The sequence below is a fragment of the Geothermobacter ehrlichii genome, from assembly GCF_008124615.1.
Lineage (GTDB): Bacteria > Desulfobacterota > Desulfuromonadia > Desulfuromonadales > Geothermobacteraceae > Geothermobacter > Geothermobacter ehrlichii.
This window is the reverse complement of the sequence record NZ_VNIB01000006.1, coordinates 36,111-51,118: the sequence shown is the minus strand read 5'-3', so window position 1 is coordinate 51,118 and position 15,008 is coordinate 36,111. Positions and strand designations below refer to the sequence as shown.

The 15,008-nt window shown below is 59.4% G+C and carries 13 protein-coding genes and 2 pseudogenes; 11 read left to right on the top strand and 4 right to left on the bottom strand.

All coding sequences use genetic code 11. From position 1 onward, the window contains the following. Nucleotides 1-216 precede the first annotated feature (216 nt). The 7 genes from cobM (at nucleotide 217) to EDC39_RS07810 (ending at nucleotide 7,968) form a co-directional block, all read left to right on the top strand. Nucleotides 217-993: a precorrin-4 C(11)-methyltransferase gene (gene cobM / locus EDC39_RS07840; RefSeq protein ID WP_148895828.1), complete on the top strand. Its 777-nt coding sequence runs from the start codon at nucleotides 217-219 to the stop codon at nucleotides 991-993. 96 nt (nucleotides 994-1,089) lie between these two features. Then, nucleotides 1,090-2,142: a cobalt-precorrin 5A hydrolase gene (locus EDC39_RS07835; RefSeq protein ID WP_148895827.1), complete on the top strand. Its 1,053-nt coding sequence runs from the start codon at nucleotides 1,090-1,092 to the stop codon at nucleotides 2,140-2,142. 164 nt (nucleotides 2,143-2,306) lie between these two features. Further along, entirely contained in the window at nucleotides 2,307-4,670 is a 2,364-nt protein-coding gene (locus EDC39_RS07830; RefSeq protein WP_246140209.1) for a cobyric acid synthase, read from the top strand. After that, nucleotides 4,667-5,605 carry an adenosylcobinamide-phosphate synthase CbiB gene (gene cbiB, locus EDC39_RS07825; RefSeq protein WP_148895826.1) on the top strand — a complete coding sequence of 313 codons (939 nt, stop codon included), beginning with the start codon at nucleotides 4,667-4,669 and terminating at the stop codon, nucleotides 5,603-5,605. The genes EDC39_RS07830 and cbiB overlap by 4 nt, the downstream gene beginning before the upstream one ends. Next, nucleotides 5,590-6,678, top strand: a complete 1,089-nt coding sequence (gene cobD / locus EDC39_RS07820; protein ID WP_148895825.1) for a threonine-phosphate decarboxylase CobD — start codon at nucleotides 5,590-5,592, stop codon at nucleotides 6,676-6,678. The genes cbiB and cobD overlap by 16 nt, the downstream gene beginning before the upstream one ends. Next, a complete protein-coding gene (locus EDC39_RS07815) occupies nucleotides 6,675-7,058 on the top strand; it encodes a DUF423 domain-containing protein (RefSeq protein ID WP_148895824.1) in 384 nt (127 codons plus the stop codon). Before cobD ends, EDC39_RS07815 begins: the two co-directional genes overlap by 4 nt. A gap of 25 nt (nucleotides 7,059-7,083) precedes the next feature. Further along, nucleotides 7,084-7,968, top strand: coding sequence for a lysophospholipid acyltransferase family protein (locus EDC39_RS07810; RefSeq protein ID WP_148895823.1), 885 nt, complete (start codon nucleotides 7,084-7,086; stop codon nucleotides 7,966-7,968). Here EDC39_RS07810 and EDC39_RS07805 read toward each other — a convergent pair. Continuing rightward, a complete protein-coding gene (locus EDC39_RS07805; protein WP_148895822.1) occupies nucleotides 7,944-8,264 on the bottom strand; it encodes an AzlD domain-containing protein in 321 nt (106 codons plus the stop codon). The genes EDC39_RS07810 and EDC39_RS07805 overlap by 25 nt on opposite strands. Further along, the gene (locus tag EDC39_RS07800; protein WP_148895821.1) at nucleotides 8,261-8,968 is read right to left on the bottom strand and encodes an AzlC family ABC transporter permease; all 708 of its coding nucleotides are present in this window, start codon (nucleotides 8,966-8,968) and stop codon (nucleotides 8,261-8,263) included. The genes EDC39_RS07805 and EDC39_RS07800 overlap by 4 nt, the downstream gene beginning before the upstream one ends. Before the next feature lie 51 nt (nucleotides 8,969-9,019). Between EDC39_RS07800 and EDC39_RS07795 the strand changes: the two genes are divergently transcribed. Next, nucleotides 9,020-9,415 carry a helix-turn-helix domain-containing protein gene (locus tag EDC39_RS07795; RefSeq protein ID WP_148895820.1) on the top strand — a complete coding sequence of 132 codons (396 nt, stop codon included), beginning with the start codon at nucleotides 9,020-9,022 and terminating at the stop codon, nucleotides 9,413-9,415. 46 nt (nucleotides 9,416-9,461) lie between these two features. Here EDC39_RS07795 and EDC39_RS07790 read toward each other — a convergent pair. Next, nucleotides 9,462-9,815 (bottom strand): annotated as a pseudogene (locus EDC39_RS07790) (ATP-binding protein); the annotation flags it as partial. A gap of 1,168 nt (nucleotides 9,816-10,983) precedes the next feature. On the opposite strand from EDC39_RS07790, the gene EDC39_RS07785 reads away from it, so the two are divergent. Then, nucleotides 10,984-11,886 carry a transporter gene (locus EDC39_RS07785; protein ID WP_148895819.1) on the top strand — a complete coding sequence of 301 codons (903 nt, stop codon included), beginning with the start codon at nucleotides 10,984-10,986 and terminating at the stop codon, nucleotides 11,884-11,886. 135 nt (nucleotides 11,887-12,021) lie between these two features. Here the strand turns inward: EDC39_RS07785 and EDC39_RS07780 are convergent. Further along, nucleotides 12,022-12,447 (bottom strand): annotated as a pseudogene (locus EDC39_RS07780) (DUF4372 domain-containing protein); the annotation flags it as partial. A 166-nt stretch (nucleotides 12,448-12,613) separates the two neighbouring features. Between EDC39_RS07780 and EDC39_RS15940 the strand changes: the two are divergent. After that, nucleotides 12,614-12,808, top strand: a complete 195-nt coding sequence (locus EDC39_RS15940; protein WP_148895818.1) for a 4Fe-4S binding protein — start codon at nucleotides 12,614-12,616, stop codon at nucleotides 12,806-12,808. Nucleotides 12,809-12,855: 47 nt separating this feature from the next. Beyond that, nucleotides 12,856-14,994 (top strand): NAD(P)/FAD-dependent oxidoreductase, encoded by a 2,139-nt coding sequence (locus EDC39_RS07770; RefSeq protein WP_148895817.1) that lies wholly within the window; start codon nucleotides 12,856-12,858, stop codon nucleotides 14,992-14,994. Nucleotides 14,995-15,008 lie beyond the last annotated feature (14 nt).

Sequence of the window (15,008 nt, the reverse complement as noted above, 5' to 3'; positions counted from 1 at the left end):
GCCGGTCAGATATCGTGGTTTTGCGTCTTCCAGGTCGCCGGCAAAACGTCGAGGGCACCAGGAAAACCTGTTTAATGCAGAAACGCAGAGAGGGAGAGGCGCAGAAGGCCAAAACCCAGTTTTGGGTTTTGAGGGTTTTGTTTTCTCTTCATCTCGGCGCTAAACGATTTCGACCTTCTTGGTGACTTCGCGGTGAACTCTGAAAGACATTGTGCGATGCCCCAACGTCATCCCGTTCTCTTTGTCGGCGCCGGCCCCGGCGATCCGGAACTGATCACCGTCAAGGGGCTGAAGGCCCTGCAGCGGGCCGAGCTGGTGGTCTATGCCGGTTCCCTGGTCAATCCGGCCCTGCTCGGGGAGTGTCCCGCCGGCTGCGAGATTCATGACAGCGCGCCACTGAATCTGCGGCAGACCCATCGGTTGCTGGCCGACGGCGCCCGCGCCGGCAGGCGGGTAGTGCGCCTGCATACCGGCGATCCGGCCCTCTACGGGGCGATCCAGGAGCAGATGGACCTGCTCGACGCCGAGGGACTCGACTACGAAGTGATTCCGGGGGTGACAGCGGCTTTTGCGGCGGCAGCGGCCCTGAAGCAGGAACTGACCTTGCCGGAGGTCTCCCAGACCCTGGTCATGACCCGCGCCGAAGGGCGGACGCCGGTGCCGGCACCGGAAAGGTTGTCGCGCCTGGCTGCCAACGGCGGCACGATCTGTCTCTATCTCTCGGTCGGGATGGTGGAGAAAGTCGTCGCCGAACTGCTGGCCGGCGGCGTCTTCACCGGGCGGACCCCGGCTGCCGTTGTCTATCGCGCCAGCTGGCCGGACGAGAAAATCGTTACCGGCACCCTGTCCGATATCGCGGGCAAAATCGCGAAGGCCGGTATTCGCCGCCAGGCGCTGATCCTGGTCGGCGAAGCACTTGGGGCAAGGGGCCGTGGTTTGCAGGCACGATCGAAGCTGTACGATGCGGACTTTACGCACGGCTTCAGAAAATGATCCTCGCGCCCGTTCGCTGGCGCTCACTCGAGACGCGGAGACACAGAGCACGCCAACATGTTGTTCTGTAACTCTGCGGCTCTGCGCGAGATAAAAATGCAACTTGCCATCATCGCCATAACCCCCGGCGGTGCCGTCCTGGCCCGCCGGCTGGCCGCCGAGGCCGAGGGGGCCGAACTCTGGCTGCCGGAAAAGCTGCGCGGCGCAGTGCCGGCCCGCTATTTCAGCGGACGTCTCGGCGATCTTCTGGCCGAGCTGTTCGCTCGGGTCGACGGACTGGTCTGCATCATGGCTACCGGCATCGTGGTGCGGCTGCTGGCGCCGCATCTGCGGGACAAGGGGCGTGATCCGGCGGTGGTGGTGGTCGACGAAGCCGGGCAGTTCGCCGTCAGCCTACTCTCCGGGCATCTCGGCGGCGCCAACGAGCTGGCGGCCGAGGTGGCGGAGATTCTCGGCGGCCAGGCGGTGATCACCACTGCTACCGATGTCAACGGACTGCCGGCCTGGGACGAGGTCGCCCGCCGGCTGGACATGGCGGTGGAGCCGCTTGCCCGCGTCAAGCTGCTCAACGGACTGCTGCTGCGCGGCGGCCGCATCGCCCTGGTCGATCCGCAGGGAGCGGTCAGCGCCGCGTTTGCAGGTGTCCCCGGAGTGGAGACGGCCGAAAGTTTCGCCGCCGCTTTGGACTGCGGAGCCGAAGGGTTGGTTTTCGTCACGTCCCGCCACCTGCCGCAGCTTGAGCGGCAGCCGAACCTGTTGGCGCTGCGGCCGCGCTGTTACGCGGTCGGCGTCGGCTGCAACCGGGGAACGGAGGCCGACGAGATCGAGGCGGTGATTCGCTCCGAGATGGAAAAGGCCTATCTCGCCCCGGCGAGTATCTTTTGCCTGGCCAGTATCGACGCCAAGCGGGACGAAGGCGGCCTGCTTTCCGCCGCCGCCCGGTTCGGAGTGTCACTGACCTTTTTCAGCAAGGAGCAGCTGAATGCCGTCGAGGCGCCGAGCGAAACATCCGAACACGCCCTCAAGGCCGTTGGTGCCGGGGGGGTCTGCGAACCGGCGGCGATACTTGCCGCTGGCGGCGGCAGGTTGTTGGTGAAAAAGAAGAAAAGCGGCAATGTGACGGTGGCGGTGGCGGAGATTGCGCGATGAAGAAAGAATGAAGGGCATGTTCGCGCGGAGACGCAGAGCTGCAGAGAAAGCAACCTCAAAGAAGGCTGGGTTTGCAAGCCATGATGTCCTCTGGGTCTTCCGCGTCTTGAGTGAGCGCCAGCGAACGGGCGCGAGGCGGATTTCTACGGTTATTCAATGATGAAATGTCTGAAATGATGAGTGGTCAGCTCTACATCGTTGGTCTTGGTCCCGGTGACCCGGCGCATCTCACCCCGGCGGCGCGGGCTGCCATCGAACGGGCCGAGGTGGTGACCGGTTACAAAACCTACCTCGAGCTGATTCCGGAGCTCGTTGCCGGCAAACAGACCTTTTCCACCGGCATGCGCCAGGAGACGGAACGCTGCCGCGAGGCGCTGCGGCGCGCGGCGGACGGGGCGACGGTGGCCCTGGTCTGCTCGGGTGATGCCGGCATCTACGGCATGGCCGGCCTGGTGCTGGAACTGCAACAGGCCGAGGGGCCCGAAGATGTCGAGGTCGAAATCGTCCCCGGGGTGTCTGCCGTGCAGGGGGCGGCGGCAAGGCTGGGCGCTCCCCTGATGCACGATTTCGCCGTCATCTCCCTCTCCGATCTGCTGACCGACTGGCAGCTGATCCGGCGTCGGCTGGAGGCGGCCGCCGTGGCCGATTTCGTTGTCGCCCTCTACAATCCGAAGAGCAAGGGGCGGGTGGACCAGATTGAAGAAGCTCGCGACATCCTCCTTGCCCACCGCGATCCGTCCACTCCGGTCGGCATTGTCCGCAACGCCTGCCGCCGGGGGGAGATGGTGACGGTCAGTGATCTCGCGTCCTTTACCGCCGAGACCATCGACATGTCTTCGCTGGTCATCATCGGTAATTCTTCGACTTTTGTTGATGCCCGGGGGCGGTTGGTGACGCCGCGCGGCTATCGTCTCAGGCGGGGAGAGTCCCCCGCCGGCGGGAGGCCGGAGGCGCGAGGCGCGAGGCTAAATGATCCCATGCCCCTGGCCTCTGGCCCCGAGCCTGGCCGGACCCCGGCGATTTTCATCGCCGGGACCGGCTCCGATGTCGGCAAGAGCGTGATCGCCGCCGGGCTCTGCCGGCTGCTGGCGCGGCGGGGGCTGAGGGTGGCTCCCTTCAAGGCGCAGAACATGGCCAACAATGCCGCCGTCTGCGCCGACGGCGGCGAGATCGGCCGGGCGCAGGCCCTGCAGGCGGCGGCCTGCGGCATCGCGCCGAACGTCGACATGAATCCGGTGCTGCTCAAGCCGAATTCGGAAACCGGTTGCCAGGTGATCCTTCAGGGACGGCCGGTGGCCAACATGGGGGTGCACGAGTATCATGCCTTTCGCGACACGGCCTGGCAGGCAGTCTGCACCTCCTACGCCCGGCTTGCGACGGCGCACCAGGTGGTGGTGATGGAAGGCGCCGGCAGCATCGCCGAGATCAACCTGCGTCGCCAGGATATTGTCAACATGGTGGCGGCGCGCATGGCCGGCGCCAGGGTCATCCTGGTCGCCGACATCGAGCGTGGCGGGGTTTTCGCCAGTATCTTCGGCACCCTGTCCCTGCTGGAGGCGGCCGAGCGGGAGCTGGTTTGCGGGGTGATCATCAACCGCTTTCGCGGCGATGTCTCCCTGCTCGACTCCGGGATCGCCGAACTGGAGCGCCGCACCGGGGTGCCGGTGCTCGGTGTGCTCCCCTGGCTCGAGCTGCAGCTGCCGGACGAGGATTCCCTGTCACTCGACAACCGGCGGCAGCAAAACGACGGCCTGGTGCGCGTCGGGGTGGTCCGTCTGCCCCGCATCGCCAACAGCACCGATTTCGAGCCCTTCGAGCGGGAGCCGGAGGTGAGCCTGGTCTATCTGCGGCGGCCGGAGCAGGTGGCCGAGGTCGACCTGATCATCCTGCCCGGCACCAAGAGCACCCTGGCCGACCTGGAATGGCTGAAGCAGAGCGGCCTGGCGCGGGCCATTGTCGATTTTCACACCAAAGGCGGTCAGGTCATCGGCATCTGCGGCGGATTCCAGATGCTGGGCGGCGTCATCCGCGATCCGCAGGGCGTCGAGTCGGAACGGGCCGAAGGGGAGGGGCTGGGACTGCTCGACGTCGAAACCGAGTTGCGTTCCGGCAAGCAGACCCACCAGGCCGAGGGACATTTTCTGCCGGCGGCGGCCGCCGCCGGGTTTGTCGGCTTCGACCGGGTGGCGGGCTACGAGATTCACGCCGGGGTGTCGCGCTGCGGCATCACCTCGCGGCCGCTGATCCGTCTGACCCGGCGTTCGGGCGGGGAGGCGGCCGTCGATGACGGCGCCGTTTCCGCCGACGGCCGGGTCTGGGGCACCTACCTGCACGGCATTTTCGAGGATGAGAGGCTGCGCCACGCGGTGCTGACGCCGCTGTTTCTGCGCAAGGGGAGTCGTCCGGAGCCGGCCGGCGACGCCCGCAACCTGCAGGCCGAGCTGAACCGGCTGGCCGATCACCTGCAGACCCATCTCGATCTCGATCGCCTCTGGCGGGCGGTCGGACTCGACGGAGTGATGGCATGAACGGGCTGATTGCGGCCGCTTTTCTGCTCGATCTGCTGCTCGGCGATCCCTATGGCTGGCCGCACCCGGTGATCGGCATCGGCAAGTTCATCAAGCGGCTCGAGCTGGTTCTCGCATCCCTGCTCGACAACCGCCGGCTGGCCGGCGTGCTGCTGGCGGCGGCCACCCTGGCGGCGACCGGCCTGGTGACCTGGGCGATCATCTTCCTTGCCGCCCGCCTGCATCCGGTGGCCGGTCTGGCTGTGACTGTCTGGCTCGGCTACACCACCCTGGCCATGCGGTCGCTGCACGTGGAGAGCCGGCGGGTGGTGACGCTGCTTGAACAGGGCCGCATCGAAGAGGCGCGGCGGTCGCTGTCGCTGATTGTCGGCCGGGAGACCAGCCAGCTCGACGAGGAGCAGATATTGCGCGCCTGCATCGAAACCGTGGCCGAAAACACCTCCGACGGCATCGTCGGGCCGCTCTTCTACCTCTTTGTCGGCGGTCCGGTGCTGGCGATGATGTACAAGGCGGCCAGCACCCTCGATTCGATGGTCGGCTACACCGACGACCGTTACCGGGAGATGGGCTGGGCCTCGGCGCGACTGGACGATCTGCTCAACCTGATTCCGGCGCGACTGACCGGGCTGCTGATGGTGCTGGCTTCGGTGCCGCTGGGGCTCAATGTCTGGAACGCCCTGCGGGTGATGCTGCGCGACGCCCGCAAGCCAAGCAGTCCCAACGCCGGCTATCCGGAATCGGCCGCCGCCGGTGCCCTTGGTGTGCAGCTTGGCGGACCGGCCACCTATTTCGGCGAGCGGGTCGACAAGCCGACGCTGGGCGACGCCGACCGCCGCATCGACATCGGCTGTTACCGCCGCATGATCCGCCTGATGTATCTGACCTCGTTTTTCGCTCTGCTTTTGGGGCTGGTGATCACATGGCCGCTGTACTGAACCCGGTGCCCCACGGCGGGGATGTCTTCGCCGCGGCCCGCGAGCTGGGCGTGGAGCCTGCGGCCATTCTCGATTTTTCCGCCTCGATCAATCCCCTCGGGCCGCCGGAGGAGGCGATGCGTGCCGCCGCCGAGTCCCTGACCGCCTGCCGGCACTATCCCGAGCGCGACGGCGAGTCGTTGCGCCAGGCGCTGGCCGAACAACACCGGCTGCCGGTCGACTGTCTGCTGCCGGCGGCCGGATCGACGGAGCTGATCTACCTGCTGCCGCAGGTATTGCGACCGCGGCGGGCGCTGCTGCTGGCGCCGGCCTTCGGTGAATACGCCCGGGCCCTGCAGCTGGCCGGCTGCCGGGTCGAGGAGTTGATCTGGCAGCCCGGCAGCCCCTTCGATCTCGACCGGCTGCTGGCGGCGCTCGATGCCGAAACCGACCTGCTGCTGCTCGCCAACCCCGGCAACCCGAGCGGCGAAGCCTTGCCGCGGCAGCTTCTGCTCGCTCTGATCGATCGTCTGCCGCCGCGCATCTCCCTGGTGATCGACGAAGCATTCGCCGATTTCTGCCCCTCAATCTCCCTGCTCGATCAGGTTTCCCGCCGGTCGCGGCTGTGGGTACTGCGTTCGCTGACCAAGTTCTACGCCATCCCCGGTCTGCGGGCCGGCTTTGTTGCCGGGCCGGCTGCCGGCATCGAGCGGCTGCGGTGGCGCCTGCCGCCCTGGACTCTGTCCGTGCCGGCCGCGGCTGCCGCCCGCGCCTGTCTCGCCGCGGCCGACTATCGCCGAAGGACCCTGGACCAGCTGCCGGCCTGGCGGCGGCAGCTGTGTGACGGCCTGGAAAAGCTCGGCCTGTCGGTCATCCCCGGTGCCGCCAACTATCTGCTCGTTCGCCTGCCGGAAGATCTGCGACCGGCGGCGGATTTGGTCGCCGCCCTGCGCCGGCGGCGGATTCTGGTGCGCGACTGCGCGAGCTTTTCCGGACTCGACGACGGCTGGCTGCGCCTGGCGGTGCGGTGTCCGGAGGAGAACCGGACCCTGCTGGCGGCGCTGGCCGACCGGGTGGGAAAGGAGGTCCGATGAACGACGGACGTCTGCTGCTTCTGCTTGGGGCGCTGGGTGGCTTTCTCGGTGTTGTACTCGGCGCTTTCGGTGCCCACGGCCTGGAGGGCGCATTGTCGGAAAAGATGCTGGCCACCTGGAACAAGGCGGTTCACTACCAGCAGCTGCACGCCCTGGCGTTGCTGGCGACCGGCCTGCTGGCGCGACAGCAGTCGGCCGTCGGCGAGAAGGGCTGGCAGCGCGCCGGTTGTGCCTTTCTGCTCGGAATTCTGCTCTTTTCCGGAAGTCTCTACCTGCTGGTATTGACCGAGGCGCGCTGGCTGGGTATGGTGACGCCTTTCGGCGGTCTGGCGTTTCTGGCCGGCTGGGGGCTGCTTGCCTGGCAGTCCCTGCGTTGCTGACATTCCTTGGCTTTGTGAATCAACCATGCGTCTGGTCGATCATCTCAACTATCGTTTCCTGCGCGCCCTGGCGGCTTTCTTTTCCCTGCTGCCGCGCACCCTGGCCACGGCTTTCGGTTCGCTTCTGGGGCAGTTGGCGATGCTCGCCCTGCCGAAACGGGCGCGGCTCTGTCGCGCCAACCTGCGCCGGGCCGGTTTCGATGAGCGGCTCTGTCCGCGCGTCTTTCGTCATCTCGGCCGCATGGCCATTGCCCTGCTGCGTTCGTATCACACAGACATCGACCGGCTGGTGAGGCAGGTGGAGGTGCACGGCTTCGAGCACTACCGGCAGGCGCGGCGGCAGAGCGAGCGGGTGCTGCTGGTGACCGCCCACCTGGGCAACTGGGAGGTACTGCCGCCGGTGCATGTCCATCTTGCCGGCCGCGGCATGCGGATCGTGGTGCGGGCGGTCGAGCAGCCCGGCGTCAACCGTTTCGTCGAGGAGATTCGCAGCCGCAACGGAATCGGCATTGTCGACAAGAGCCGGGGGCTGCGGGCGATGATCAAGGTTCTGCGCGCCGGCGAGGATCTCGGGGTGCTGATCGACCAGAAGGTGCGCCCCGGTCTCGGCGTGTCCGTTCCCTTCTTCGGCGAGATGCTGCCGTCCGTGCCGGTGGCCTCGGTACTCGCCCGGGCGACCGGCGCCCTGATCCAGCCCGTGTTCACCGGCGTGCTGCCTGACGGACGCAGCCGCATCGACTACCTGCCCGCCTTTCCCCCCAGCGGTGACGACGCCGCCGACACCGCCCGTCTCAACAGTCTGCTCGAAGAGTACATCCGCCGTTATCCGGAACAGTGGTTCTGGGTGCACGACCGCTGGAAATACGCCGAGCCGATGGTCGATGTTCAGAGCAGGCCGGCGAGCCAGTAGAGCCCCATCCCCACCATCACCGTGCCGCCCAGGGAGCGGGTTTTGAGGGCGAACAGGAAGGTCGGCACGGCGACCCACAGCTGCGGTCGCAGCAGATCGATGTGGCCGCTCTGGCCGTCGAACAGCAGGGTCGGGGCCAGCAGGGCGGCGAGAATCGCCACCGGAATCAGCTCCAGCCAGTCGACCAGCCAGTCTGGCATCTGGCGTTGCGAAAGGAGCAGCAGGGGCAGCAGACGGGGCAGATAGGTCACCGCCCCCATGCCGAGCAGTATCAGCAGGTAGTGCTTGAAGCTCATCCTGTCGTCTCCCTCAGCCGCTTTTGACGGCGCAGCAGGTAGCCGCCGCTTGCGGCCAGCACCGCGGCGCCGACGATGTAGCTGTCGCCCGGAATCAGCAGTTTCCAGATCACGGCCAGCCCGGCCGCCAGAATTCCCGTAAAGATGTAGGCCCGCCCGTGCAACTGCAGCACCAGCAGGGCGATGAACATGCCCGGCAGGGCGAAGTCGATGCCGAAGGCGCCAGGCGGAATCAGGCTGCCGACCAGGCTGCCGAGGATGGTTGCCAGCACCCAGGTGGTATTGGCCGTTTGGTGCACCACCAGGGCCCGCCAGCGATCCCAGTTTCCGGCGCGAAAGCGGGTCATATTGACGGCGAAACTCTCGTCGGTGATGCCGTAAGCGAACAGGAGCAGAAATCTTCGGCCGATGCCGCGCAGGGGGACGGCCAGGGCGCTGCTCATCAGAAAATGCCGGAAGTTGACCACCAGGGTGGTGAGAATGATGGCGGTGGCCGAGGCCCCGCCATCAAGCATGGCGACGGCGATGAACTGGGCGCTGCCGGCGAATACCAGTACCGACATCAGCCCGATCCAGGCCGGGCCGAGCCCCGCCTGTTGGCCGAGCACGCCGAGGGCCATGCCGATGGGAAAGTAGCCCATGCAGATCGGCCAGGCGGCAGCCAGGCCGTCGCGGAGGATCTCTGTAGAGGTTTTTCGGTACATCCTACCCTGATCCCTTCTGTGTCTCTTTTCGGATTTTGCAGCATATCGCCTGTGAGCGGCGAAGGCAATGGGGAGGCCATGGGGCTTTTCCTTGCACAATTAGAGAAAGGGGCCCACATCCTCAGGGGTGTGTGCCCCTTTACCAACAACCCTCAATTCCTCCCTCCGCATTTCAATATCACCACCAGACTGAAACTCCCGCAGCATCCTGATCTGGAGAAAGAGCCCCTTACTCTGGGCGAACACCTGCGCCGGAAGCGGATTGAACTGGGGCTGAAGCAAAAAGACCTTGCCGCCAGACTGGGGGGTACGGCCTCGACCGTCTGGAGCTGGGAGCATGGCTGGAAGATTGGCAAACGATATTACCCAAAAGTCATTGATTTTCTCGGTTACAGGCCTGCTCCCGAGCCGGACGAGACACTACTGTCAAAGGCAACTGAAAACTGACCCACTTTTTGGCTCTTTGGAAATTGAAAATTGACCCACTCGCGGCTCAGTCGTTCACTGGAACCGCTGCGAGTTGTTGGCCAATAATTCCGGCTCGTCGCTTGTCCTTGAGACGATAACTGTCGCCTCGAATCTGGATCACGTGCGCATGGTGCAACAGCCGGTCAAGCATGGCGGAAGTCAATGCTGTGTTGCCGCCAAAGACCTTGTCCCATTCGCCAAAGCTCAGATTCGAGGTCAGAATCACGGAGCCCGTTTCATAGCGTTTGGCAATGACCTGAAAAAACAGGTTGGCCTGCGTGTCCGAGAAGGGCAAGTAGCCGATCTCGTCAATGATTAGCAGTCTGGGACCTAAGACGCTGCGTTTCAGGACATCCTTGTAGCGCCCCTGGCGCTGGGCCCATTGTCGCCGGGCCGGTCTCGTTGCATCGCTGAGCAACAGGCGCATCTGGCCGAACCTGACCAGCGCCTGCCGTCTCTGCGGCACTTCCAGGCGCACAGCCGTTCTCTAGGCCGGGTTGTGACAGAGGATGCACACATACCGCTTCATGCTGGAGTAGCTGAACCGGCAGCCCTGCTCCTGGAACAGTCGCAGATACTTGCGCAGGATTTGCCTGGATTTGCCTGGAAAAGCCAGGTGAACGGGCGATCTCGGATTGACTCTGGCCTTGTTGCCAGCGAAAGACGATCTCTTCAAATTCGATCATGGGGATTCTCCTTTTTCAGCAGAGGCAAAACGCAGGTTTATTTCTTGTGATTATTTTTTAGAAGTTAAAAAACGATAATAGTGGCGAAAATCTCCAACCGGTTGATATTACGAGAAATAATGTGTTTCATTAGATTTTTGCTGCAACGAAAAAATACTTGACAATAGTGTGACAGTGTTTTATTTTTTTGGAAAAATGCTTTCTGGCACTTCTCATGCGGGACCTTCTTGTTGACCAGCGAGAGTTCATCCTGTGTGGGTTCAGGCCAGCTTAAGCATATGCTGCGGTGGTCCCGACATTTAACCTGTAATTTGTTGGAGATCGCCGTATGCTTTCCCTCCGCAAATATTGTAGGCTTTCGAAACCTTTAACGAAGCCCACATTCTTCCAGCTGTTTTGTGCCTCAGGTTTCCTTCTCTTCGAGTTTCTCCGAACTTGTTTCGTCTTTCCAAGCAGAGAACCTCTATATCATTTTAGACCTCCGGGTGTTTTAGCCCAAAAATTACAGACAAAAAGCTTAAGCAACCCATTTAAATTAGATAACTCCCCGATTGGCGCTAATTTGTCAGCCCTGGTCGGCATTGGTCGGATTCGCCAGCTAAGCAATAAAATCCGCAATGAAGCTGCCGGGTTTGTTGGGGATTATTTGCCTCTCGCCTCGTCCCTTGAATATAGGGCAGTGAAGTGCTGCGAATCAGTATCGCAGCCACATGCAACGACCTAAAGGGCGCTGCTGAAGAAGCATAAGGTGTGTAGAAGACGCATTGATAGTGCTGTTGTGATGCTAAAAATTGGGGGAATAGCAAGTTTCCTGAGGTTTTCTTTCGCTATTTAATTGCCAACGATCGAAGGAGAAAAGAAATGAAGAAAAGTATGAAGTGGATTCTTTTTGGTTTTGCGCTGGTTGGTTTTTTGACCCTTGGAGTGGTTCCAGCTTGGAGTGCCCCAGGATTGCTGCAGTTAGCGTCGAGGGCTGGATTTTGGGCGAATGATTTTCCTGACACGGCGATGTTAATTCAGCATTTTTATCATTACAGTTCTGACGAGATTTGGGTTGGGGATGGCGAAAAACAGGAATCGCAGGATCTCACTATAGAAGCATCATTTACCCGACTCGTCCGCGCCTGGCATTTTGGTGAGGATAAGCAGTATCAGTATGTTTTGGAGGGTATTGTCCCTCTTTATAATCTGAGTGGAGAAGAAACTTCTAGAGATGCAGGAGATAATTTTTCACTTTCCGGGCTCGGACATCCCCTTATCTATACCTCGCTGGGATGGAATAACCCAACCAAAACAACACATATCCAATCTTTCCTGATTTGGCAGGTGCCTGTTGGGGACAGTGACATAATGAATGCCATCGGTGGTAACAATCATGCGCTGATGCCTGGACTTGGAGTCCAGGAAAGATTTGGCAACATCTGGTTGGATGGGAGTGTTGGCTACCTGTACAATTTTGAGGATTTGGACTCAGACGCAAAAGCAAGAGATGTCTTCGAAGTCAATTCGAGTGTGAGCTATCGTTTTTCGGCACCTTATCCATGGTGGATCTACATGCAGGGCGATTATACTCGTTATATGGAAGGGGATGACGAGAATGGCAATAATTTAGGGAATGATGGTCATAATTATGCGATTGCGCCTGGAATCGGGGCTTGTATTAGACCAAATATGACCCTGGATGTAAAATATACCATGGATGTAGACGGTGAGAATACGTCTAAAGGTAATGCCATTAACGTAAGATTTTTCTGGGCATTTTAGCAAGAATCACTGCTGTTTCGCAATTTTTAAATAAGCTGTAACTGTTGAATTTCTTGTGACTTTTTATTGTTCGGCGGTCGAAACAGGCTCATCAAATCGCACCGCTCGAAGTTTGGTCGTTCCCTTGGTCTTTTAGTACTGAGCCCAAGGGAACAGGGATAACGTCAAGTCGACCAGCGAGGCATCGAGCAGGTAAATCTTGCCATCGAGCCTGAAGGCCCGGTTACGAGGCGCCAGACACTGGCAACGGCCAAGCAGACGCTGAAACAACGCTTCGTAGAGCTCATGCGACTGTTTCTCATTGCAACGCGCCAGAGTCGCCCGACTGAAGGGCTTGATTCCGAGATGATAAAGCTTGTTCCGCTGAACGTTGAGATTATCGACGATGTCCCGCAGACTGCTGCGGTTGGCGAACTGAGCCGTCAGTATGGCGACAAACTATGCCCAACGTGAGAACGAGCGGAATCTCTGCCCCACGTGATGCTTGTTGGCAAGGGTCTGAAATTCATGTCTCGGAAAAATTCGTACACTTTGAGAAAGAACAGTGCTGCAATGTGCCACGGCTTGGAACTCCTTGTTTTCAATGTGCTTTTGGCGAAATTATTGTAACACAAGTGAGCTTCCAAGCCTTCTATTTTATTGATCAAACTGTGAGACAGCAGTGAGCAAGAATGTTTTTTGGCCTCAACAAAATATGAATTTGTATTTTTGAAAGGAGGTGGATTGTATGTCACAGCATATCTTGAATGTTGATCATAGCAAGTGTAACAAGTGCCAAACTTGTGTAAATGAGTGCCCGGTAGGCGCAATTGGAGAGTCGGGTGACAGAATTGTTTTGTCAAGGCCAGAAGATTGTATGGCTTGTGCGCTTTGTGAAACCATTTGTCCTCTAGGCTGTATTCAAATGGTGCCCGGTTCATGATGGTGGCTGCTTGATCCAACAACAAACCACAAAAAAGGAGAATATTTATGGGACAGACATCAAAAGGCAAATTTGCGGGAGAAATTAAGTACCCCAACCTCTTTTCTCCCATCAAGACAAAAGCAGGATTAAATCTCAAGAACCGAATCCTTCAGCCCCCAAATATTAAAGGACATGCCAATGCGGACGGTTCTGTAAATCAGAGGACTATCGACAATTACTACACTGAAGCCAAGGGTGGTGCGGCGGCCATCTGTGTTATGGCCTCCTATGTAAGGCTTGATGGGCGGGGGTTTATCGGTCAGCTTGCCATTGATCGCGATGAGGTCAAAAGTGGGTTGGCAGACTTGGCTTATGCCATTAAACAGGGTGGAGCTCTCGCCGGAATTCAGCTTTTCCATGCAGGCGCCATCGCCAATCCTCGGTACAATGGAGAAAATCAGCCGATTTCTGCTACATCCTTCCCGTGTTTTACCAATCCTGAGATTAAAACGCGTGAGCTTACGACTGCCGATATTGATGAGCTGATCGACGATTACGCCGCCGCTGCAGGTAGGGCAAAAGAAGCCGGTTTCGACTATGTCATGATTCACGCCAATCACGGCTCGCTTCCCCATCAGTTTTTGTCTCCGACATTTAATCAGCGCACTGATGAGTATGGAAAAGATAAGCTACTTTTCTCTGAACGCATATATAAAAGAGTCAGAGAAGTTGTAGGAGATGATTTTTCCATTTGGTGGCGAATGAGTGCCGAGGAGTTTGCTGGAACGGATGAAGAAGGGAACCAGACTGGTTACACATTCGACCTGTTTCTGGATGAATATGTGCCAAGGTACCTTGATTGGGGGATTGATGTCCTTGATGTATCTGCTGGGGCTATTATCAATCCAGAAGCTCTGTCATATACGATTCCTCCAATGTATATGCCTCGGGCCACAAACGTCAAGTATGCCGAGGCTGTAAGAAAACTCGCCGCGGAAAAAGGCGTGCTTGTTACTGGGGTCGCCAAGATCATGTATCCAGAAATTGCCGAAGTTGCAGTGCGTAAGGAGCAATGTGATCTTATTAATATTGCGAGGCCCATGTTTGCCGACCCTGAATACCCGAACAAGGCACGTGAGGGGCGCACGGACGAGATTCGGGGTTGTATTGCCTGCAACTGGTGCTGTACGACCCATCTTTTCAATCATCACTCAGCGATGTGTGCTGTGAACCCAGCTTTCGGGCGGGAGAGGGATTACGCCATCAAGGAAGCCCGTTATAAAAAACGTGTTTACATTGCCGGGGGCGGCGTTGCTGGAATGGAGGCGGCACGAGTGCTCACGCTTAGGGGCCACTCAGTAACATTGTTTGAAGCCAGTTCGCAGTTGGGCGGTATTCTCCATGTGGCTTCAGCTCACCCTAAACTCAATACGAGAGATCTGCGTAACGCGATTCGCTATCTTTCCACTCAGATGAGCAAATTGCAGGTGGATGTGCGTCTAAACACCCGGCTCGATGCCGAGGTTGTCGAGAAAGAGTCCCCGGATGTTGTCATTGTTGCGACGGGCGCTGTTCCAAATAGGCCGCAAATTCCCGGCATCGATAACAGTAACGTGATCTACCACGATGATTACTTGCGGGATCCTTCTGGAGTGACCCTTGGGCAGAATGTTGTGATTATTGGTGGCGGCGAAGGTGCTGAGCTCGCGGTGTCGATCAGGAGGGAAGGTAAAGACGTTACGATCCTTGAAGAAGGTGATGCCGTTGCCGTTGTCCCCTATATGCACGACCTGATGAGGGGTATGCTTTTGTCTCTCTATATGAAGCAAGAGGGGGTTAATTCAATCACAAAAGCCAAGGTCAATTGTATTACTCCCGACGGAGTGGAATACACAGATGGCGAAGGCGCTAAGCAGAAAATCAAAGCGGACACGATAATCATAGCAGCCGGACGGAGCGGGGACGATACGCTCTATAACGAACTGAAAGATAAGGTGGAGGAAGTTCATATCATTGGTGACGCCAAGGAGGCACGGTCCGTAGCCCAGGCTTTCGACGAGGCCGCGTATGTTGCACGTATCGTAGGCAGCGATGATGGTTCGTACTTTCCGACCGGTGGCTCGTCAACACTCTATGTTACTCATGCGAATTTGATTGGTGGTGAGCTTTTGACCAATAGAATGAAAAGGAATGGCAAGCTGTAAATATGCAGAAGTTT

Bases quoted from the DNA above. Each gene is read 5' to 3' on its own strand.
- cobM (WP_148895828.1), top strand. From the start codon at position 217: ATGCCCCAACGTCATCCCGTTCTCTTTGTCGGCGCCGGCCCCGGCGAT.
- EDC39_RS07835 (WP_148895827.1), top strand. From the start codon at position 1,090: ATGCAACTTGCCATCATCGCCATAACCCCCGGCGGTGCCGTCCTGGCC.
- EDC39_RS07830 (WP_246140209.1), top strand. From the start codon at position 2,307: ATGTCTGAAATGATGAGTGGTCAGCTCTACATCGTTGGTCTTGGTCCC.
- cbiB (WP_148895826.1), top strand. From the start codon at position 4,667: ATGAACGGGCTGATTGCGGCCGCTTTTCTGCTCGATCTGCTGCTCGGC.
- cobD (WP_148895825.1), top strand. From the start codon at position 5,590: ATGGCCGCTGTACTGAACCCGGTGCCCCACGGCGGGGATGTCTTCGCC.
- EDC39_RS07815 (WP_148895824.1), top strand. From the start codon at position 6,675: ATGAACGACGGACGTCTGCTGCTTCTGCTTGGGGCGCTGGGTGGCTTT.
- EDC39_RS07810 (WP_148895823.1), top strand. From the start codon at position 7,084: ATGCGTCTGGTCGATCATCTCAACTATCGTTTCCTGCGCGCCCTGGCG.
- EDC39_RS07805 (WP_148895822.1), bottom strand. From the start codon at position 8,264: ATGAGCTTCAAGCACTACCTGCTGATACTGCTCGGCATGGGGGCGGTG.
- EDC39_RS07800 (WP_148895821.1), bottom strand. From the start codon at position 8,968: ATGTACCGAAAAACCTCTACAGAGATCCTCCGCGACGGCCTGGCTGCC.
- EDC39_RS07785 (WP_148895819.1), top strand. From the start codon at position 10,984: ATGAAGAAAAGTATGAAGTGGATTCTTTTTGGTTTTGCGCTGGTTGGT.
- EDC39_RS15940 (WP_148895818.1), top strand. From the start codon at position 12,614: ATGTCACAGCATATCTTGAATGTTGATCATAGCAAGTGTAACAAGTGC.
- EDC39_RS07770 (WP_148895817.1), top strand. From the start codon at position 12,856: ATGGGACAGACATCAAAAGGCAAATTTGCGGGAGAAATTAAGTACCCC.